The organism is Streptomyces sp. NBC_01450 (assembly GCF_036227505.1).
Taxonomy (GTDB): Bacteria; Actinomycetota; Actinomycetes; order Streptomycetales; family Streptomycetaceae; genus Streptomyces.
This window is the reverse complement of sequence record NZ_CP109480.1, coordinates 6,572,274-6,592,072: the sequence shown is the minus strand read 5'-3', so window position 1 is coordinate 6,592,072 and position 19,799 is coordinate 6,572,274. Positions and strand designations below refer to the sequence as shown.

16 protein-coding genes, 1 tRNA gene and 2 pseudogenes are annotated in these 19,799 nt (G+C 69.3%); 7 read left to right on the top strand and 12 right to left on the bottom strand.

The annotated features are described in order from the left end of the window. The first annotated feature begins 88 nt into the window (after positions 1-88). Positions 89-161: transfer RNA gene (locus OG568_RS29490), tRNA-Arg, on the top strand. Positions 162-252: 91 nt separating this feature from the next. Here the strand turns inward: OG568_RS29490 and OG568_RS29485 are convergent. From OG568_RS29485 to OG568_RS29470, 4 genes and pseudogenes are all read right to left on the bottom strand, one after another. After that, complete coding sequence (locus OG568_RS29485; protein WP_328362906.1) at positions 253-681, bottom strand: type II toxin-antitoxin system VapC family toxin; 429 nt, start codon at positions 679-681, stop codon at positions 253-255. Beyond that, positions 678-950, bottom strand: coding sequence for a hypothetical protein (locus tag OG568_RS29480; protein WP_329533738.1), 273 nt, complete (start codon positions 948-950; stop codon positions 678-680). Before OG568_RS29480 ends, OG568_RS29485 begins: the two co-directional genes overlap by 4 nt. Positions 951-1,448: 498 nt before the next feature. After that, entirely contained in the window at positions 1,449-2,216 is a 768-nt protein-coding gene (locus OG568_RS29475; protein WP_266433702.1) for a class I SAM-dependent methyltransferase, read from the bottom strand. A gap of 85 nt (positions 2,217-2,301) precedes the next feature. Beyond that, positions 2,302-2,759: pseudogene (locus OG568_RS29470) on the bottom strand (tyrosine-type recombinase/integrase); the annotation flags it as partial. A 259-nt stretch (positions 2,760-3,018) separates the two neighbouring features. Between OG568_RS29470 and OG568_RS29465 the strand changes: the two are divergent. Next, positions 3,019-3,174: a hypothetical protein gene (locus tag OG568_RS29465; RefSeq protein ID WP_266433700.1), complete on the top strand. Its 156-nt coding sequence runs from the start codon at positions 3,019-3,021 to the stop codon at positions 3,172-3,174. 209 nt (positions 3,175-3,383) lie between these two features. Then, complete coding sequence (locus OG568_RS29460; RefSeq protein ID WP_266433698.1) at positions 3,384-3,557, top strand: glycosyl hydrolase-related protein; 174 nt, start codon at positions 3,384-3,386, stop codon at positions 3,555-3,557. Here OG568_RS29460 and OG568_RS29455 read toward each other — a convergent pair whose 3' ends face one another. Both OG568_RS29455 and OG568_RS29450 read right to left on the bottom strand, forming a co-directional pair. Next, the gene (locus OG568_RS29455; RefSeq protein ID WP_329533737.1) at positions 3,558-4,016 is read right to left on the bottom strand and encodes a hypothetical protein; all 459 of its coding nucleotides are present in this window, start codon (positions 4,014-4,016) and stop codon (positions 3,558-3,560) included. It abuts the gene before it with no gap. A 413-nt stretch (positions 4,017-4,429) separates the two neighbouring features. After that, positions 4,430-4,582, bottom strand: a complete 153-nt coding sequence (locus OG568_RS29450; RefSeq protein ID WP_266433694.1) for a hypothetical protein — start codon at positions 4,580-4,582, stop codon at positions 4,430-4,432. Positions 4,583-4,756: 174 nt separating this feature from the next. On the opposite strand from OG568_RS29450, the gene OG568_RS29445 reads away from it, so the two are divergent. Further along, the gene (locus tag OG568_RS29445) at positions 4,757-6,256 is read left to right on the top strand and encodes a helix-turn-helix domain-containing protein (RefSeq protein ID WP_329536486.1); all 1,500 of its coding nucleotides are present in this window, start codon (positions 4,757-4,759) and stop codon (positions 6,254-6,256) included. Positions 6,257-6,557: 301 nt separating this feature from the next. Here the strand turns inward: OG568_RS29445 and OG568_RS29440 are convergent, their stop codons facing one another. Both OG568_RS29440 and OG568_RS29435 read right to left on the bottom strand, forming a co-directional pair. Continuing rightward, on the bottom strand, positions 6,558-8,753 hold the full coding sequence (locus OG568_RS29440; protein WP_329533736.1) for a SpoIIE family protein phosphatase: 2,196 nt from the start codon (positions 8,751-8,753) through the stop codon (positions 6,558-6,560). A 158-nt stretch (positions 8,754-8,911) separates the two neighbouring features. Continuing rightward, positions 8,912-11,236, bottom strand: a complete 2,325-nt coding sequence (locus tag OG568_RS29435) for a SpoIIE family protein phosphatase (protein WP_329536485.1) — start codon at positions 11,234-11,236, stop codon at positions 8,912-8,914. A 440-nt stretch (positions 11,237-11,676) separates the two neighbouring features. Between OG568_RS29435 and OG568_RS61495 the strand changes: the two genes are divergently transcribed. Both OG568_RS61495 and OG568_RS29430 read left to right on the top strand, forming a co-directional pair. After that, positions 11,677-12,051 (top strand): helix-turn-helix domain-containing protein, encoded by a 375-nt coding sequence (locus OG568_RS61495; protein WP_443077783.1) that lies wholly within the window; start codon positions 11,677-11,679, stop codon positions 12,049-12,051. Between the two features lie 111 nt (positions 12,052-12,162). Beyond that, positions 12,163-15,192, top strand: coding sequence for a SpoIIE family protein phosphatase (locus OG568_RS29430; RefSeq protein ID WP_329533735.1), 3,030 nt, complete (start codon positions 12,163-12,165; stop codon positions 15,190-15,192). Positions 15,193-15,490: 298 nt separating this feature from the next. On the opposite strand, the gene OG568_RS29425 is transcribed toward OG568_RS29430, so the two are convergent. The 4 genes and pseudogenes from OG568_RS29425 to OG568_RS29410 form a co-directional block, all read right to left on the bottom strand. Beyond that, on the bottom strand, positions 15,491-17,245 hold the full coding sequence (locus OG568_RS29425; protein ID WP_329533734.1) for a hypothetical protein: 1,755 nt from the start codon (positions 17,243-17,245) through the stop codon (positions 15,491-15,493). A gap of 367 nt (positions 17,246-17,612) precedes the next feature. Continuing rightward, positions 17,613-17,811 (bottom strand): annotated as a pseudogene (locus OG568_RS29420) (transposase); the annotation flags it as partial. Positions 17,812-17,854: 43 nt separating this feature from the next. Continuing rightward, the gene (locus OG568_RS29415; protein ID WP_329533733.1) at positions 17,855-18,247 is read right to left on the bottom strand and encodes a hypothetical protein; all 393 of its coding nucleotides are present in this window, start codon (positions 18,245-18,247) and stop codon (positions 17,855-17,857) included. Further along, positions 18,247-18,399: a hypothetical protein gene (locus tag OG568_RS29410; RefSeq protein WP_329533732.1), complete on the bottom strand. Its 153-nt coding sequence runs from the start codon at positions 18,397-18,399 to the stop codon at positions 18,247-18,249. Before OG568_RS29410 ends, OG568_RS29415 begins: the two co-directional genes overlap by 1 nt. 759 nt (positions 18,400-19,158) lie before the next feature. Here OG568_RS29410 and OG568_RS29405 point away from each other — a divergent pair. Beyond that, positions 19,159-19,530 (top strand): hypothetical protein, encoded by a 372-nt coding sequence (locus tag OG568_RS29405; RefSeq protein ID WP_329533731.1) that lies wholly within the window; start codon positions 19,159-19,161, stop codon positions 19,528-19,530. Positions 19,531-19,799: the final 269 nt, after the last annotated feature.

Below are 19,799 nucleotides of genomic sequence, written 5' to 3'. Positions count from 1 at the left end.
AAACCCGAACCGCCCACTGACCGAACGCCAGAACCCCCACCCCACCGAATCCGCTAGGCTAGTCGCCGGGTCTCACCGAGATCCCCCCGCCTTCGTAGCTCAGGGGATAGAGCACCGCTCTCCTAAAGCGGGTGTCGCAGGTTCGAATCCTGCCGGGGGCACAGAGAAACGCCTGGTCAGAGGCCCTTCCGTCCGTCGGATGGGAGGGCCTCTGCGGTTGCAGCACACGTACGGCACCGACGCCGCGGCCACCTACAGTTGCTGCTCCCACGGATTGACCACCAGAGCCCCGGTTCGGGCCATGTGCTTGATGTTGCGTGTGGCCACCGTCCAGCCGTTGGCCAGGGCAGTGGCGGCGATCAGGGCGTCCGGTGGGTCGATGCTGGTGCCGGCGGCCTTGAGCGTCTTGTGGATGGTGAGGTACGCGGCCGCTTCCGGTTCGCCGATCGGTGCGATGCGGTCACGGAATTCGTGCCGTACCGCAGCGAGGGCTTGTGCGTAGCGGGCTTGCCTTACGGGATCCGGGGCGGCGGCAACGCCGGCCTCGATCTCGGCCACGGTGATCACGCTCAAGAAGCGGTTGGGGCGGGCCGTGGACCGGAACCAGGCCAGGACGCGCGGGTCGGGCTTCGCCCGGGTCGTGAGCTCGGCAACGACATTGGTGTCGAACAGGTAGATCACTCGGCGTCCGTCTGCGCATCGTAGGAGCGGGCGCCGAACTCCAGACCCTCGAAGGGCCGGGAGAGCAGGAATTCCTCGAAGCCGTCGTTGCTCAGCGTCACCCAGCGGTGCAGCATCTCGGGCAGAGCCTCGATCTCCGTGTCGGCGAGCTCTGCGTCGAAGTGCCGACGCTGGTCCTCAGGCAGGGACTCCCGGATGTCGCGGATGGTCCGCAGCGGATGCGACGACGGGCGCGGCGGGTGAGGCACACCGCTCGAAGCTGTGGTCATCGGCATCCCCTCCGCATGCATCGGGCTGCGTACTGCTGCTGGTCCCAGGCTACGGGTTTCCGCCTGCCCGCTCACAACTTTGGGACGAGAGCGGGGCATCCGTCAGCCTGGCCGCCGAGCGACAGCGGCAGTTCTTACGGCGTCCGCCTGGTCGTCCTCGTCAACAGGTACCGCCCCCAACCAAGTGGCCTGCCGGAACGGATTCGGCACACATGAGGCCGGGAATGGCTGGGAACACGCGAGAACCGTGGAGGAGTGGTTTCGCAGGTCAGGTGCACTGGAGGCTACATTTACGCAGGTCACAGCCTCGCCCAGGGAAAACTCCTAAAGCGGGTGTCGCAGGTTCGAATCCTGCCGGGGGCACAAGGGCAAAGGCCCCGGACCGATCATGGTCCGGGGCCTTTGACATCCAGGTTTGACATCGACGGGGGCGGTCACTGACGACCGGGGCGCCTCCTGAGCGTCGTGGCAAACTGTCCGCAAGGCGGTGGAAATCACCTACTTGCCGGCGCGCGCCATGAGCAGCGGCTGGAAGAAACCCGTCTCGTGCGGCATCCGCCACTCGGGGTCCACAAACCCCGCGTCGGTCACGAGACCGGCCAGCCGGTCCCGGCCGAGCGCCCAGTAGACGGTCCGACGGACCTTGACGCGCCATTCTCCGCCGGTCGGCAGCAGTTGGAAGTGCTCCACGTCGTAGTGCTCGCCGTCCTCGTGCCAGTGCCAGAGCTGGAAGGTGACGGTCCGTTCTCCCCCGTCCGCGGCCTGGTGGACCTGTGGAGACGCCGAAGCGGGTCGATTGCGCAGCAGGTCGTCGTAGGGGCGAGTGCTGAGCAACAGCAGGCCGGCGGGACGCAGCACGCGACGCATCTCCGCCAGGGCGGCGTGGACGTCCTGGTCCGTCAGCAGATGGGGCAAGGCGTTGTCGGCGCACACGACGGTGTCGAACCGGCCGTCGGGAAACGGCAGGCGTCGCATGTCGGCAACGCCCGTGCGCAGCGTCACATTGCGGTGGGCGGCCTCACGGACGGCGCGGGCGGCGGCGCGGGCGCTGAGGTCCGTGCCGGTGACGCGGTGCCCGTGCAGCGCCAGGCCGATGGCCTGCGTGCCGATGCCACAGGAGCAGTCGAGCACTGACGCGTTGTCCTGGCCTATCAGGCGGTCCAGGGCGTCTCCCTGCCGACGAATGCTTGCGTCCCAGTCTGCGTAGATCAGGTGGTAGTCATCGGCCAGCTCGTCATAGAAATGTGCCACCGAGGTCTTAGGCATGACCCGAGGCTACTGTGCGTAACACCCAGCGCAAGGCCTCGGACCGATCACGGTCCGGGGCCCTTGACGCAACCAACGCCGGTGGTCAGTGGCGACTGGGACGTTTCCTGAGAAGCCGGTCCATGTGACTCATGGCCTCGCGCTGCGTGTCCTGGACGACGTGCGTGCACACGTCCATGGTGATGCTGATCTGCGAGTGGCCCAAGATCTCCATCACCACGCGGGGCGCGACTCCAGCCGCCGTGAGGAGTGTGGCCGTGCCGTGACGAGCATCGTGGACCCGGATCACACGGAGGCCGCGGCGGACTGGGCGACGCGGGTGAAGGAGCGGTAGAGGTTGCGCGGCTCGATGGGGCGGCCGGTCCGCGTGGCGAAGACGTAGTCGGAGTCCTGCCACTTCTCCCCCGCCTTGGCGCGAGCCGCCGCCTGCTTCAGGCGGTGCCAGCGCAGGGGCGCGATGCAGAGGGCGGGCAGCGGGACGGCGCGGCGACGGCGGCTCTTGGGGTCGTCGTCGTAGAGGACACCACGGCGGCGCTGGAGCTGGTGGGCTCGACTGAAGCGAACAACCACGCGGAACCGTCCTGGCCGAGCAACTCATGAACAAAATTGCGCACGAGCTGTTCGGCATCCGCTGGCGAGCAGTGGTGCCCGTAGGGGCTGAAAGCCTCGCAGAGCATCCAGCGCAGCCGAGCGACGAAGCCCGCATAGCGCGAGGGATTCCTCGCGACGACCAGCCCATCGCTGTCTGGCGTTCGGTGTCCTGGCCGTCGGAGATGTCAGCGAGCAGTACGCCCAGGGCTCCATGTCGTACAACCCTGCCACCGACACTGTCACGGTCAAGGACCTCAAGGCAGACGGCCGCACCTTCGCCGTCAGTCTCTTCGGGCCCGCCTCAGACAACGTCCGCGTGTGCAAGGTGGGCGGCAAGGGCAAGTCCAAGACCTGCGACTTCAACTGACGCTCGCGCATGTCCTCGTACCAGTCCGGGGCGTTCTACTTGAACTTGCAGTGCGGCGGGGTCACCACCCGCCCGCCGGTCTGCGCACCTCGACCCTGGCAGCCGGTATCCGCGGGCACCAAGGAGAAGGCCACCTACGGATCTCCGTAGGTGGCGTTTGACCAGTCGGCCGCGACCGTCGAGTCGGTGAAGTCGGCGGAGGGGATCTGATGGTGCGGCTGTACGAGTCCCCGGGGCGGGCGGGCGCGGGCCACCTCGGTCCGGGGTTCCCAGTGGGCCGGGCCGAGGTGACACACCTGCTGGAACGGCGGCTGCACGAGAGCGACTTGGCCTTCGGACTACGACCGTTCCAGATCCTCACGCGGAGCCTGCGCCCGGAGTGACTACTTGCGTCCCACGCCCTTGTCACCGATGTGGAAGATCCTGTGGCTGTCGCGGGCCATGTCGACGACAAGCTTGGTGGTGGTGTTGCCCCAGGTAAGGGTGACGACGGCCTCCGTGTAAGTGCGGGTGGTGCCGTTGTCGGTGACCTTCCAGGCGAGCGGGACGTTCTGGGCGCGCAGGACGCCGTCGGCGTGCTCCCTCTTCTCCCAGGCCACCAGCTCCTTCTGGAAGGTGGAGGTGAGGTAGTGGCTGCGCAGGGCCTGTGCGAGGTGGCCGCGGTCCTCGCCGAGCACCGCGTCGCTGTAGGCGCCGTAGAAGTCGGCGATGCGGGTGATGTTGTCGGACGGCTTGCCGCTGACGCTGCGCGGGGCGCCGGCGGATGCCTGGGCGGTGGCGCCGAGGCCGAGAGCGACGGCGAGGACGCCGGCGGTCAGGACGGTGCGGATCTTGCTGCTCATGTGTGTTCCCTGCTTTTCGAGTCGTGACGAATCGCGCCGAATGGCGCTGTCGGTGGGCGATGGGCAGCCCTCCCCACCCCCGTGGCGGAGGGCTGCCCCGGTCATGCGGTCAGTGGAGCTTGTTCACGGGCGTGGCGGTCCTGCCGTCCCAGCCGACGGAGAACAGTCGGATGTCGGAGGCACCCCAGGAGATCACCGTGTGCAGGCTGTGGACTTGGGTGCTCTCCTCGACAGGCAGCGTGCTGTAGTCCTTCGGCGTGTCCTCGGTCTCCGGGTCGGCCTTCTCGATGGATGCCGCACAGGACTTGATGTTCTTGGTCAGCCGCGAGCCGAGCCGTCGTCGCCCGGCCTCATGCTCAGGCAGCGGTCCTGTTCCACCGCCCCGGTACGCCCGCGGCGACCTCGCCGGTCGTTCAGGAGGAGCTCGGGTGCGGCGGGAGATCGGTCGCCGCGAGGAAGCCGGGCACCTTGGCCGAGTCGTTCGCCGGTATGGCGAGCGTCGCGCCGAGGGCGAGGCCCGTGACGGTGAGTGTGAGGAGCGTGCCTGCTCGGGTGCGCTTGGGCATGGGTGTCCCCCGTGGATGAGTGAATGGGTGTCGTCTGTCGACCGCCGCCGGGTGGTCGGTCCGGCCCTGGTCGGTGCGACACCAAGAGCATCGGCCGTCACGGCGGCCCAGCGCAACGCCGGACGCCCGTCCGGCGACGGTGGAACCATCCCAGCCCATCTGACGTGCAGGTATATGGACCGCCTGGGATACGGGGATACGTGGGAAGACGGGGGAACGGTGTCGACCGGGGACGACGTCGAGCAGTTCGCGGCGCTGCTGCGCCGGCTGAAGGACCGCACGGACCGGAGCTACGGCTCCCTGGCCCGGCGCCTCAACATGAACACCTCCACGCTGCACCGCTACTGCGCGGGCGAGGCGGTCCCGCAGGACTACGCCCCGGTGGAGCGCCTGGCCGCCTTCTGCGGAGCGACCCCAGAGGAACGCCTCGAACTGCACCGCCTGTGGCTGCTCACGGTGACGGCACGACAGCGGTCGAGGACGGGTGAGACGGCGGCAGAGCCGGCAACGGCCGAGGAGGCAACGGAGCCGACGAACGCCAAGGGGATGCCGGAGCCGGCAGGTGGCCGACGGGCTTCGGGTCCGGACAGCCGGACGGCGCTGCGCGCGGGCGGCATCGGTGGTGACGGGGTCGGCACGAGCGGTGCACCACGGCGACTCGACGCGAGCGCATCCGACATGGGCGCATCCGACGCCGGGCTGCCCGTTTCCGACGCTCCCGGACCAGGCAGTCCCGAGCCGACGGTCCGGTGGGATGCCACCCGCTCGACCGGACGGCCCTGGTACCGCCGTCGCCGCACCGCCGTCGGCGCCGCCACGGCGACCGTGCTGCTGGTGACACTGGGCAGTCTGTCGGCGCTGTCGGCCGACCGGTCTCACGACAACTCGGCAAAGGCCACCGGTCGGTCCCGTACGACAGAAACCGGTACGTCACATCACCCCTCGGCTACTGCGACCAGCCCCTCCCCCAGCCCTGCGTCGGCCTCGCCCTCCGCAGGAGCACGGGCTACGGGGAGTCCCGAGGCAAAGGGCGGACCGTCGGCGGGCACGAAGAGCACCGCCCCCGCGCCGACCGGTGTGCCGCTCGCCTGGACCGTCGACTCTCAGATCTGGGACGGAGGTTGCGGGTACGACTACGTCATCGACAAGGAGCCGACCCAGGTGCCCCCGCCGCCGGTGGAGCAGGACGCCGGAGTGTGGGCGGCGACGCAGGGGGCGGTGCCGGGGCGGCAGACGATGGTGCAGATCTCGGTGCAGGGGAAGTCGTCCACGGCCGTGGTCCTGGAGGCCCTCCGGGTCCGTATCGTCAGCCGCGGCACCCCGGTCACCGGCAACGCGTACGCCATGGGCCAGGGATGTGGCGGCGGCCTGACGCCCCGTGACTTCTCCGTGAGCCTGGACATCAACCGCCCGATCCCCCACGCGCGCGCCGTGCAGTTCCCCTACCGCGTCTCCGCCGAGGACCCGGAGGTGCTGCTGGTCACCGCGACGACCGAGACCTACGACTGCAAGTGGTACCTGGAACTCGACTGGTCCTCCCAGGGCCGCACCGGCACGGTCCGCATCGACGACCACGGCCGCCCGTTCCGCACCAGCAGCATCAAGGGCCTGTCCCACTACTGGTACGGCACGAACGGACACGGTGTGCGTCAGTGGGTGCCCACCGACTCTTGACGTACGCCACACGGCCAGCGACGCCCCGGCCTGCCCTGAGTCCCGCCGGCCCCAGCCTCGGGGAGCAGGCTTGTGTACGTGTCGGCCGTGATGGTGATCGAGGAGTGGCCGAGCATCTCCTGGATGTTCTTCAGGTCGGCACCGGCTGCGTGAGCCGGCGTTGCCGCGCCGTGGAGCTGGACCGGACGGAGGCCGATCTCCTCGTACAGCTCGACGAACCGCCGGGAGACGTTGGCGGGGGAGCATCTCGCCGGATCCCCACGTGCGGCGTCCGAGAGTGCCCTGCCGGGCTGAGGTCGAGTCAGAGCTGCGGGTTGCGTTGCCGGCCTTCGTCGGATCCTCGGCCGGACCGAGCGGGGTCAGGCGGGCGGACCGGCGATGCGCAGGACCGCTGAGGAGAGGGTTCGGCGGAATCGGTGGGGATGCCGATGCGGGCGGCGAGGATGGTGATGTCGTCTTCGGCGGGGCTGGGGGCGAAGTGGTCCATGAGGCTGTCGCACAACTGGTTGAGGTCGTTGTGCGCGCCGGAGAGAAGGCGGATGAGTTCGTCCAGACGCTCGTCCAGGTCGATCCCGCGGGTTTCGATGAGGCCGTCGGTGTAGAAGACGACGATGCTGCCCGGGTCCAGGGCGACCTCGGTGGTGGTGAAGCGAATACCGCCGATACCCAGGGGAGCGCCGGCGGGCAGGTCGAGCAGGCGGGCGCTGCCGTCGGGCGTCACGAGGGCGGGCGGGGGGTGGCCGGCGCGGCCGAGCCAGCAGCGGCAGACCGTGCAGTCACAGATCCCGTACAGGCAGGTGGCCAGGAGGGGGCTGTCGAGTTCCTGGAGCGCGTCGTCGAGATGGTGCAGGAGCTGATCGGGGGGCAGGTCGAGGTGAGTGAAGGCCCGCACGGTGGTGCGCATCTGCCCCATGATCGCGGCAGCCTGGATGCCGTGGCCCATCACGTCGCCGATGACCAGGGCGCCCTTGCCGGGGCCGAGGGTGGCGACGTCGAACCAGTCCCCTCCGACCTCGTGGACGTCGGAGGCGGGCCGGTAGCAGTGGGCGATCTCGATGCCCGCCGGGGGTTTCGGGAGGCTGGGAAGCATGCTGCGCTTCAAGGTGAGCGCGACGTCGTGCTCGCGGTGATACAGCCGGGCGTTGTCGATGCAGACGGCGGCGTGGGCGGCCAGATCGCCGGCGAGCGCGAGGTCGGCGGCGTCGAAGGCAGGCCGGTCGCCGTCCCGCAGGAAGGTGGCGACGCCGAGAACCAGGCCGCGGGCCGTGAGGGGCACCATCATCATCGACGTCACGCCCAGGGACCGGAGCCGTTCGGGAATCGAGGAGTAGCGTGCGGCCTGGGCGACGGCACGGGCGTCGATGCGGCGCAGGAGGAAGGGCCGACGGTCGATGACAGCCTGCGCGTAGGGCGCGCCGGCGGGGAAGTGCAAGGTGCGGCCGACGGGGGTGAGGATGTCGGCGGCCGCGTGATCTCGGGCGGGAGCCTTGCCGAGGCGGCGCAGAGCGGCGCCGCCCCACAGGCTGGTCATCGGCTCGGTGGCTTCGGTGAGGTCGGCCAGGGCGTCGACGGTGGCGATGTCGGCGAGGCGGGGCACGGCGATGTCGGCCAGCTCCTGTCCCGTGCGGGCCGCATCGAGAGTGGTGCCGATCCGCAGCGTGGCCTCGTTGAGCAGCGCCAGGCGTTGACGGCCGGCGGCGGCCTCCCGCTCGCTCTTCTCCTGGGTGGTGACATCGATGATCGAGGCGTTGATCCCCAGCGGTTCGCCTTCCGCGTCCTCCAGGCGGAAGTAGGAGCAGGACCACACGCGCTCGTGGTCGGGGCTGGCGGGCGTGCGGCCGATACGGCGGAAGTTCACCACGGGGTCACCGGTGACCAGCACCCGACGCATCGCCGCTTCCATCTGCTCGCTGTTGACCCCGGGTAGCACCTCCGACGGTCGGCGGCCTATGTGCGCCGCGGCGGGTAGCCCGTTCATCGCCTCCAGGGCGCGATTGATCTGCTGGAACCGCAGCTCGGTGTCGAAGATCGCCAGTCCCACCGGCGAGCGGGCGAACAGCGTGTCCAGCGGGCCATCGACTTCGCGGAGCTCACGCGCTTCACGGGTCTGACGCGCTTCACGGGCATCGGCGGCCAGGAGCAGTACGTCCCACCCTTCCCCGCCCTGTGCGGCCACGGGGCACGCCCACACCTCCATCCCGATGGTGGAGCCGTTCTTGTGCCGCATCGGAAATCGCCCGGTCACGCTGCGCCCAGCGGCAACCGCATCGTGCACGGCGCGTGCCTCCCGGCGATGGTCGGGGAGGACGAGATCGGTGAGGTCACGGCCGATGACCTCATCGGTGGCGTAGCCGAGCAGTTCGGGGGCTGCCTTCGCCCACTGTCTGATCCGTCCGGTGCCGTCGGAGACGATCAAGGCGACGGGCAACAGATTCCACCATGCCGCGGCCTCTCCGACCGCAGCCGTCCGCTCCCCGGCCTGCATGGGATCCGGCATCACGAGTGCTCCAAGCTGCTGCCTTTCCATTATGAACAGGTTTGTGAACAGCGGCACCGGCGTCTGCAGCGGTAGTGGCTCATACCTCGGCCGTGCCGGAAGCGAGCGGTCGGCAACGGTCATTCGCACATCACAGTGGCCCGGCCGAATTGCCGTACCTACGGCATGTGCAGCACCTGCTCGCCCCAGATGGTCTTGCCGGTGCGGGTGTAGCGGGTGCCCCAGCGCTTGGTGAACTGGGCGACCATGAACAGGCCGCGGCCGCCCTCGTCGAACACTCGGGCCCGGCGCAAATAAGGACTGACGCTGCTTCCGTCGCTGACCTCGCAAATCAGCGTCTCACCCTTGATGAGCCGCAGCCGGATCGGCCCTCCGGCGTGCCGCATCGCGTTGGTGACCAGCTCGCTCACCACCAGCTGCGTGACGAACGTGGCCTCCGCCAGTCCCCACAGGGCGAGCTGCTCCGCTGCGAGCCGGCGAGCGTCGGCGACGACCGCGGGATCGCTGGGCAGGTCCCAGCTGGCGAGGCGGTCCTCGTCGAACACGCAGGGGCGCGCCAGGAGCAGGGTGATGTCGTCGGCATGCGGTTCCGGGCACAGGGTGTCCAGGACGGCGTCGCACAGAGCATCGAGCGAGGTGGCCGGGAGGGTGAGGGCACTGCGCAGGTCGGAGCACCCTTCGTCGACGTCGCGATCCCGGGTGGTGAGGAGACCGTCGGTGAACAGTGCCAGCAGGCCCCCTTCAGGCACGATGACGTCCGCCGCCTCGAACGGCAGACTGCCGAGTCCCAGCGGAGGGCCACAGGGCATGTCGATGACACTGCTGGTGCCGTCCGGGTGGATCAGTACGGGGGCGGGGTGGCCGGCGCGGGCCAGGGAGCAGGTGCCGGAGACCGGGTCGTAAACGGCGTACAGACAGGTGGCACCGATGTCGCCGGGGATCTCACCGGTGGGCTCGCCACCTTGCTCACCCGCGGTGTGGGTGATGATGTCGTCGAGGTGAGTGAGGAGTTCCTCGGGCGGCAGGTCGATGTCGGCGAGGGTGCGCACGGCGGTACGCAGGCGGCCCATGGTCGCAGAGGCGTTGATGCCGTGTCCGACGACGTCGCCGACCACCAAGCCCACTCGTGCTCCGGGGAGGGGAACCACGTCGAACCAGTCACCGCCTGCCTGGGCACCGCCGCCCGCAGGCAGGTATCGGGCGGCCGTCTCCACGGCGGGGTGCACGGTCGACTCCCGGGGAAGCAAGGCCCGCTGCAGTGCGAGCGCGATGCCGCGCTCCCGCGTGAACCGGCGAGCGTTGTCCAAACAGATCGCGAGCCGGTCGACGAGGTCCTCGCTGATCGCCATGCAGTCCGGGCCGAAGGCTTCTTCATGCGAGGCCTCGTACCTGACGAACAGGGCTACCCCGAGGGAAACGCCCTGAGCACGGATCGGCACAGCGATGAGCGAGTGGGAGCCGAACGTCTGCGCGAGCGACGCCTGAACGGGATCCTCGGCCAGCCAACGGATGACCTCGGGATCCTTGGTGCTGTGACGAACGGCCCGGTTCTCGGCCAGACACCGCGCGACCGGCGACGACCATGGATGGGTGTGCACTTCCGTAGCGCTGATCACCGCATCGAGCGCGTGCCCGGCGGCCCACTGGTATGCCGCCATGCGCAGGGCAGTGACACCCCGAGGAAGGACGGGCGCGGGCAGCTCCCCCTGGAAGACGGGCTCCAGAAGGTCCACGCTGACGAAGTCGGCGAAGCGAGGGACAGCGAGTTCCGCGAATTCTCGTGCGGTTCCCACGATGTCCAGGCTCGTACCCACGCGGGTCCTGGCCTCGCTGATCAAGGCGATGCGCTCTCTGGAGTCGTATTGCTGGGAGTAGTCGGACGCCGTAACGCCCACCGCACGCACCGAGCCGTCCGCGTCCTTGAGCGGGAAGACGTCCATGGCCCAGGCGTGAGCCTTGGATTCCCCGGGGAGCCTGACGATGGGCTCCGCCGCTTCCGCTTTCCCGGTCCGGGCCACTCGAAGGACCCGCCGCTCCACGTCCTCGATCGCGTTGCCCTGGAGAATCTCGGTCAGGCGCCGGCCGCGGGCCTCCTCCTCGGAAAAGCCCCCCACTCCAAGCATCGGCTGGTTCCCGCGCAGCAGGCGCGCGTCGAGGTCGCAGATGGCAACGGCGAGCGGCTGCTGCTCGAATATCCACTGCGGGAGCAGGGCATCCCGTGGTGTGCCTGTCGCGGCCTCGGGCACGGCCGTCAGCAGGAGCAGGAAGCCGCAATCCCGATCGGTGTCCTGCAGCGGGCACAAGTGCGCCTGCGCGTGCAGCGGGAGGCCGTCGCGGTGCCGCAGCGTTCCCTCTGCCGTCAGCAGGTCGTCCACCGGCCTGCCGATGATTTCAACAGGGGGGTATCCGAGCAGTTCCTGCGCTCCACTGCTCCAGTGGGTCACGCAGCCGTCCCGGTCCAGCACGCCTGCCGCGGCGGACACGTCCAAGCGAGCACCGGTGAATTGGCGAGTGTTCCGCCTGCCCCAGGTGTGCATGGTGGTCTCTGATCTCTTGTCGCAGGCAGTATCCACAGTGCTCCTGGGACCATGGGATGGCAAGCTTCAGGCGGCCTGGCTCGACCCACCCGCGCACCCGTCGGGCCTGCACGCGGTCCGGTAACCCCACTCCGTCCGACCCGGGGCAGACCACCGCTCGCGTGCCGGAGAACACCGTGGCCGGCCCGCCCCCGAATCCGCCGACAGCCGGTCGAGGTCGGCGGCGACGTGCCCCGTGACGGGACGGTGAGCCGAGATCGCTCACCGTTGACGCGGGCTCGCTGACGACGACGCGTGGCGGGGCTTCGAAAGGCGCGCGGACGAAGAGATCACCGGCGAGCAGGCGGCCGAGGACCGTCACGGCTGAACTGGCACATCGGCGGAAAATGCGCGGCATGTCCAGGCGGGCACTGGCTCAGGCCATGGACTTCGACTCGTCCTACGTCAGCCACATGGAATCCGGCCGCCACAAGCCCGGCGGGGACTTCGCCCGCCTCGCCGACGAGGCCCTGAACGCCGGCAAAGCGATCTGGCGGCGCTGGGCAACCACGAGCAGGCCGGGACCGAGGAGACACGGTGAGCGCCGCTCACCCACACCATGTTCCATACGCAACGCACACGACGTCCCCCTCCTCGGCCAACTGTCCCTGCGACGCGCGATTTCGCACCGCTCACCAGTGGCGCCGCTACGCAGACGCTCCGCGAACGGATTCGGGGTTGATCGGATAAGAAAGGTTCCCCATGGCGATGAAATCGCCTAAGTTATTCCGATTAGCACGAAATGGCTGCGTATAGATCGCTGCAGGTCCACATCCGATCACATGCGGCCCAGCGGGTACCCAAGCGGTGAGCGGAGGCGACAGTCGGCAGTGGTGAACACCAGAGGCGGCGAAGCGGACAACACCGGCCCGTCCATACCCCACGTCCCCCATCCACTGCACCAGCCGCAAGGCCTGCGGACCAAGACCGTACGGCCCCTGGAGCGACACCGCATGCGGATGCAGCTGCTCGACGCCGTGAACGAGGACCGGCGCACTGTCGAAGTGCTGCTGACCGCGCTCCAGCAGGCGGTAGCCGAGGTGCAGGGCCTGGGTGGCATGGTGCATCTCCCGGGCGGCGGCATGAGCGGCATCCTCTACCTGGTCGCCGACAGTGGCCTGCCGGAGTCGATGACCCGGCCCTGGCTGATCATCCCGGTACGGGGCACGGCACCGCCCAGCAGCGCCGCCCGCAACGACACCATCACCTGGCAGCCTGACCTGGCCCCGCCCGACCCAGTGCCAGGCCGGGACCCCGCCGCCCTGTGGCCTTCCCGACTCCCCGCCGGCATCGGTCACCTGGCCGTCCCCATTCCGGGCGGTGGCCGGCGACGCGGCGCGCTCTCCGTCCTCTTCGCCCCGGGCACCGAGCCCGGCGCGGCGGAGCGCGCGTTTCTGAACGAGGTGGCGACCTGGATGTCCGGGAGGCTCAAGTCGTCCGGGATCCTCAATCCGTCCCCCACCCTGCTGCGCGCCCTGGAGAACGGGCCGGGACCGCGGGAGGACGTCCTCCCGTGGGGCGTGGAAGCGGTGCCCTCCATCACGTACACCTGGGACCTGCGCACCGGCGAGCTGACCTCCGACCGGCCCGTCGTGGAGGTACTGGCCGGCGTCGATCCGGAGGTGATGAGCGGCGGCATCGAAGCGTGGGCAGAGCTGATCCACCCGGACGACCTGCCAGGGGCGGTAGCCGGCTTCGACACCGGTATCCAGATGCGCGGCGGCTTCCAGAACGAGTACCGGATCCGGCGCCAGGACGGCACATACCTCTGGATCGAGGCCCGTGCCCGGACGATCACGGACGAGGACGGGATGCCGGTGAAGGTGATCGGCACCCTCCGGGACAGCAGCGAAACGCACGCCGCCGCCGAGTCGGTGGGGCGGGCGCTGCGACACATGAGCGACGGCTTCGTCTCCCTGGACACGGACTGGCGCATCGGATTCCTCAATCAGGCCGCCGAGCGGCTCTTCGGCGCCGCGGGAGATGTGGCCGGAGCCCTGCTGTGGGACATTCCCGCGGTACGTGCCGTGCCGGGGCTGGAGCAACGGTGCCGGGCCACGGCTGCCGAGGGCCAGCCGGCCGGATTCGACGTACCGGGGTCGGACGGGACGTCCTGGTACCACCTGCGGCTGGTACCGGTGCCGGAAGGCCTCACGCTCTATATCACCGACACCACCGAGCGACATCTACGGGAGGTCGAGCGGGCCGCCGCGGAGCGGGCGGCCGGGAAGCGGGCGGCCCTGGTGCAGCGGATCACACGGGAGCTGGCCGAGGCTGTCACGGCCCAGGACGTGATGGCGGCGGTGGCCGAAGGCGTGATGACACCCCTCGGGGCCACCGGACTCGTCATGCTCGACGTGTTCGGCGACCGGCTGACCGTGGTCGGCTCCCGTGGGTATTCGGAGCGCTTCACCCGACTGCTGGACGGGCACTGGACAGTGAGGGACGCCGCCAACCCGGTGGGGGACGCCCTGCGCACCCGCACCACCCTCTTCATCTCCTCCCCGGAGGAGATCCTGAAGCGGTACCCGGAGACCGAGATCATGGTCCGGGAGAGCGGCAAGCAGGCGTGGGCCGTTCTGCCGCTGACTGCATCAGGGCGCGACATCGGCGCGGCGGTGATCTCCTTCGGCCGACCGCGGGTGCTGGACGATGACGAACGAACGCTGCTGACCGCTCTCAGCGGACTGATCGCGCAGGCCCTGGAGCGGGCCGGGCTCTACGACGAGGCGACGACCCGGGCCCGTACGCTCCAGCGCAGCCTGCTGCCGCAGGCATTGCCCAAGCTGCCCGAGGTGACGGCGGCGGCGCGCTACCAGTCGGCCAAGCAGGGAGCCGACGTCGGCGGCGACTGGTACGACGTGATCCCGCTCTCCGCGGCCCGGGTGGCGCTTGTGATCGGAGACGTCATGGGCCACGGCATGGCCGAGGCCGCCACCATGGGCAGGCTCCGCACGGCCGTCCGTACCCTCTCGGAGCTGGAGCTGCCGCCCGACGAAATCCTTGGCCACCTCAACGACATCGTCGGCGAGCTGGGCACCGATGCCTTCGTGACCTGCCTGTACGGCATCTACGACCCGGTGACCCGGCGTCTGTCGTACGCCAGCGCCGGTCAGCCGCCCCCGGCGGTGGCCCACCCCGACGGCACCGTCACCTTCCTGACCATGACCCCCGACCCGCCACTGGGGGTGGCCGCTCCGCCCTTCGAAGCCCTCGAGACCCTCCTGCCCGCCGACAGCCTGCTCGCCCTTTACAGCGACGGCCTGATCGAGAGCAAGGACAGGGATGTCACCACCGGCATGAGCCGCCTCGCCGAGCTCCTCTTTCAGTCCGTGAACACCATGCCGACCTCACCGGCGGACGCGTCCGACCTGGACGCCCTCTGTGCCACCATCACCTCCGCACTCCTTCCCGCCCACGGCGAGCTGATAGACGACGCCGCCCTGCTGCTGGTCCGCACCCACCCGCTGGACGCGGAGAACGTCGCCGAGTGGCCGTTGCCGGAGGACCCGGTGGCGGCGGGCCAGGCCCGGGAGCTGGTCCGCGCCCAGCTCACCAACTGGGACCTGGCCGATGAGGACCTGATCATGACCACCGAACTCCTGGTCAGCGAGCTGGTCGGGAACGTCATCCGGCACGCCTGCGGCCCCATCCGGCTGCGCATGCTCCGCAGCCGCGCACTGATCTGCGAGGTCTCCGACGCCAGCCTGACCACACCGCACATCCGCCACACCTCCGCCACCGACGAGGGCGGCCGCGGCCTCCAGCTCATCTCCGCACTCTGTCAACGCTGGGGCACCCGCCACACCCGCACAGGCAAGTCCATCTGGACCGAACAGCCCCTCCCCACCGCCTCGGTTTGATCTTTGACCGCGCACCGTTCGCCCAGGTAGGCGCCTGAACTGGCCGCGAATGGCCGCGGATTCCGAAGCAGAGAGTTCCGAGGCACGGCGCTCCGGCACTCCCGTCACGGGACGGCCGTGGCATCCGGCCGACCACACCAGCCGGTGGCGTGGCCAAGGCCGGGGCACACGATGAAGGGCCGGCTCAGGAGGGGTTTCCCTCCCAGGCCGGCCCTTTGCTCTGTGTACACGCGTGACGCCGACGGGCTTCCTGACCGGCGCCGAGCACCCCCTCAGCGGGGACCCGGCGCCTTGTGCGTCACTGCCTGACGATGAAGTACTGCCATGCGCCCCAAGTGCTGAGGTTGCCGGTGTCCTTGCTGCTGTGGACGTACTCGGCCCGCATACGGAACTTGCTGTTGACCGCCTTGGTCAGGCTCAGCGTCGCAGAGCCGGCGCTCGTGGTGCTGAGCGTGTGGCAAGAGGAGGTGCTCTGCGTGTGCCAGGAACCGCCGTAGTACCGCTGGGTCTGGAATCGCACGCACTGGCCGTCCTTGTCGGGCGTGACCGTGGCGTTCAGCTTGGCCTTGGCGGTGTGGTGGTAGACCCGGTAGAGGAGGCTGCCGTAGTGGGTGCTCCCGTAGTAGCCGCTCAGCGACTCGGACACCTTGGCGTAGGCCGACGCGGTACTGGAAGTCGTGGCAGGGGCGTAGCGGTAGTCACCGGCGAAAGCTGCGGTGAAGGTGGTCTTGCGGGTGAGCTTGTAGGTCGCGGCCAGGTTGCCGTGGCTGTCCACCGTGCCGGTCGTGATCAGCGCCTTCTTACCACCGTAAGGCTGGGCGTAGACCGCGAGAGTACGGCCGTTGTAGGTCGTGCCGAGGTGGGCGGTGACCTTCGCGGTCGCGCCGTAGGCGTACGACGGAGCGTTGGTGGTGATGGACACCGCGGTGGCGCTGCGGGAGACCTGGACGGTCGCGGACGCGTTGACGGCCTGGTGGGCGGAGTCACCCGGGTAGGTCACGGTGTATGTGTTGGCTCCCCCGACCCGCGGGACATCGGCGATGTGGAAGGTGCCGTCGGCGGACAACGGCGCATCGGGCAGTGTCACGCCCGCGGGATGGGCCAGGTCGTTCTTGACGACGTGGACCGCCTCACCAGATGGGTACGGAGCCGCCGACAGCTGGCCGGAGACGTCCAGTTGGGCCGCCCGGCCGGATGTCGCCGGGGCGGTGAGGACGAGGGTGGGCGGACTCGGGGGCGGGAGCTGCCACGGAACCGAGACCTCGTACCCGGTCGGCCGCGACCGGTTCCCGGCCGCGTCGACCCCGACGACGCTCAAGGTGTGGACACCCCAGGGCAGGGCGGTCGTCAGACTCCCCTTTCCCTCGGCGTCGGCCGGAACCTGAGCGGCGCCCGAGCCGGGCTCCCGGTCGAGGGCGTACTCAAAGTGGTCCAGGCCGCTGGCCCGGCAGTCCGAAGCTCCCGCCTCGGCGCACCCGCTGGGCAGGGAGTCGCTGGAGCCGAAGCTGAACGTGGTGAGCTGCCCGGCAGCCTTCGTGGGCGTTCCCGGGCTGCCCACCGGGGGGAAGTCCGGGTTGGTGACGACCGGGGCGAGGGGCGCGCTTCCGTCCACCCTGAAGTAGCAGGGCGTCGACGGATTCGAGTACGCCGTCCCGTTGTAAGTCGACGCGTGCCAGCCGTAGGTGTGCCCGTCCGACAAGGGCAGCGGGACGTACACGGTTTGGGAGAGCACCGGCAGCCCGGTGACGGACCCGTCCGCCGCCTGCGAACCGTCCACGTCCCACGCGTGGACGACTCCCTGATACGTCACCCCGTTCACCGTCGGCCGCGGTACGCCGATGGAGACGGTCATGCCCGCGGGAGGCGGACTGGAGACGGTGGTCCAGGCCGGGCCGCTGTCGCTGCCGCAGTTCGAACCGACCGGCACCGTGGGCGTCGGCAGTGCCGGGTCGATCGGGGTCTCGTCGGCGGCTGCTGCCGCCGGTAGCGCTACCATCACCGCGCCGGCCAGCAGAAGCGCGAGCCAGCCGCGTTGGTGCACGGTTCGATTCACAGGTGTCTTCATTTCGAGCTGGGCCGGGCCGGGCCGACCGGTCAGTGTCGAGTGCCTACGCTCGCGGCGGGGTCAACGCGCGTGAATCCGCTCGTGCGTACGGTAGTTGCCCGTCATTCCGGCACAACCGGCCGTCCATCCCCCGTTGTTGCGGCACAGAACCGCAGAGCACGCGGAGCGTAACACCGCCTCGAACAACCTCAGCGGCCCTTGATCAACCATTTACTGGATGGGGTACTTGGCGGTCCACACGCCTTCCGCGGCGCCCCTGCCGACCCTCCGGCCGGCCACGCGCTTCGAGGGCACCAATGGCGGTCGCGGCGGTGTGGGTGCCCTGTATGCGGGTGATGAAGCGGCCGTGGACCTGGACGTGGCAGAACAACTGGTCCGGCCTGGTGGGTGCGTCGGGCCGCGGCCAGTCGCTCACATCGACCGCGAGGACGATCCGTCCGTCGGCCGCACGCGGCGGTCAGGGGTGTCGCGGCAAGGAGTCTGCGCAGGCGGCGGGGTTCCAGCCGGCCGTGGTTGACCGCGTCGTACATCGCCCCGCGGTGATGCCTGCGGTGAGGCCGAGGGCCTGACGTCGGGTGGGTATGCGAGCGGTGTCGCTCAACGTGTCTGTCCATTCCGGCAGCGGCGGTAGGCGACGACCGTCAGCGTCACCAGGCAGCCGGTCAACACGGCTGTACAGGTGAACAGGAGTGGATTGACCCAGCCGCTCACGAGTTCCTTCTGCTGACCGTCGTCCCAGTAGCAGGTGGCCCACGGCGGGAAAACGCCGCTCTCGTAGCGGTCGAAGTGGACGACGGGGCGCATGTAGTCGAAGTCGGGACATGCCTGATCCGGGAAAGCGAAGACAACCTGCCACCAGCCCAGCAGGCAGCACAGGGTTCCCGTGGCGGTGGAGGCCTTCATCAGGCCGAGGAGACGTCGGCCCTTCTGGACACGCACGAAGGGCAGCCCGAAGCCCACGAAGAACACCGCAAGGAACCAGGAATCCATCAGGCTGTACCGTCCGCGAGCAGCCCGACGTGGTCCGACAGCATCTTTGCCTGACTGCCGGCCTCCAGCTCGGCACGCGCGGTCAGCGTCTCCGCGAAGCCGAGGCAGCAGGCCCTCAGCATGTCTTCCGGGAGCAGGTGGGAAAGAACCATGGCGAGCCCTCCCCGCTGCTGTTCGAGTGAACCGGGTTACCCCGCCGGTCTGCTCGTAATGATCGCGCAGAGCGGTCTGATGGGCGTACCGGACCGCATCTTCTCGGCCAGGAGAAACCCTTCGGTGTCCTCAAAGAGGCCCCGAGAGTGGTGAGGAGCTGGGGCTTGAGTCGCGGGTGCGCCGGAGGCCGGAGCCGCCGCGGGCGAAGACGACCAAGCTCGCCGATCGTGCGGTGCCGGAGGTTCGAATCCTGCCGGGGCACGGAGAGAAGGGCGCCTGCGGATCGCCGTAGGCGCCCTTTCGTATCCAGGTCTGACGACCGGCTCACCCGGTGGATGCGACACGGGCACCAGGGGCCTGATCACGACGACACCCCGCTACCGATCGACCGGATCGCCGCGGACCGCGACGGGTCCCCCGAACAGAGGCCCCCCTCGTTACTGAAGCCGTTGGGCCGTTCGAAGGACGTGCGGCAGCGAGACAGCCAGGAGTGTCACGGACCGTCAGCTGCTCTTTTTCCTGCTCTCGGCGTGATTCCAAGCTACGACAGGGCCGACACCCAGGCCCCTCCCCAGCGTCAATGGCCCATACAAGGGAGAGTTACGGATATATCTGCACTTTGTAACGCGAATCGTTTCCTTGGTCTGGTGTCGCCGTGGAGGACCACAGTGTGGGGCCTCGGCACCGAGCCGGGAATTACGGATTGCACGCCCGGCCCCGACCGGGGTCGGTGTGCACGAACGTGAGGTGACAGATTCATGTCTGTTTCTCGTACGACGTTCCGCCTGATCGCCACCTGTGTGGCTTCGGGCGTACTCGTCGGCGCGGCCGCCATGCCGGCCCTGGCCGCCGGAACCGGCCACGACCACGACAACGGGAGGGGTTACTCGCACAGTCAAAGGAGCGACCACGACCACGACGGCCACTTCGGCGACCGGGACCGGGACCGGAGCTGGAACCGGGGCCACGACCGCGACCGCGGCCGGGGTTGGGACCGTGGCTGGGGCTGGAACCGGGGCCACGACCGCGACCACAACCGGGGCTGGGGCTGGGGCCAGGGCCGGAACGAGCACCACGGCTGGTACAACAACCGGCACCGCGATCAGGACCGCTACCTCGGCCACCACTAGCCCGCTCGGAAGCTGTGCTGTGACGCGGAGGCCCACACCCTCCGCCACCCGTCGTCACAGCCGGCACGGCCGCTACACCCAGCCGGAGGGCCGAAGACTGTTCCTCGCAGTCTTCGGCCCTCCGGTCACATGTCGCACCGTACGGCCGTGTCCCGGGTACCGCACCACCAACGTCCAGTAGCGGCCGGTCTCTCAGGGAAGCGGCGCGGCCCGCGAGGCACTTGCCAGGGAAATGCGGAGGGCACCGGGTTCCCGAATCCCCCCGCCAC

Coding starts and splice junctions, on each gene's coding strand:
- OG568_RS29455 (WP_329533737.1), bottom strand. CDS start 4,016: ATGAGCAGCAAGATCCGCACCGTCCTGACCGCCGGCGTCCTCGCCGTC.
- OG568_RS29480 (WP_329533738.1), bottom strand. CDS start 950: ATGACCACAGCTTCGAGCGGTGTGCCTCACCCGCCGCGCCCGTCGTCG.
- OG568_RS61495 (WP_443077783.1), top strand. CDS start 11,677: ATGCGCGGCATGTCCAGGCGGGCACTGGCTCAGGCCATGGACTTCGAC.
- OG568_RS29460 (WP_266433698.1), top strand. CDS start 3,384: ATGGTGCGGCTGTACGAGTCCCCGGGGCGGGCGGGCGCGGGCCACCTC.
- OG568_RS29405 (WP_329533731.1), top strand. CDS start 19,159: ATGTCTGTTTCTCGTACGACGTTCCGCCTGATCGCCACCTGTGTGGCT.
- OG568_RS29410 (WP_329533732.1), bottom strand. CDS start 18,399: ATGGTTCTTTCCCACCTGCTCCCGGAAGACATGCTGAGGGCCTGCTGC.
- OG568_RS29440 (WP_329533736.1), bottom strand. CDS start 8,753: ATGCCGGATCCCATGCAGGCCGGGGAGCGGACGGCTGCGGTCGGAGAG.
- OG568_RS29445 (WP_329536486.1), top strand. CDS start 4,757: ATGGACCGCCTGGGATACGGGGATACGTGGGAAGACGGGGGAACGGTG.
- OG568_RS29475 (WP_266433702.1), bottom strand. CDS start 2,216: ATGCCTAAGACCTCGGTGGCACATTTCTATGACGAGCTGGCCGATGAC.
- OG568_RS29415 (WP_329533733.1), bottom strand. CDS start 18,247: ATGGATTCCTGGTTCCTTGCGGTGTTCTTCGTGGGCTTCGGGCTGCCC.
- OG568_RS29450 (WP_266433694.1), bottom strand. CDS start 4,582: ATGCCCAAGCGCACCCGAGCAGGCACGCTCCTCACACTCACCGTCACG.
- OG568_RS29465 (WP_266433700.1), top strand. CDS start 3,019: ATGTCGTACAACCCTGCCACCGACACTGTCACGGTCAAGGACCTCAAG.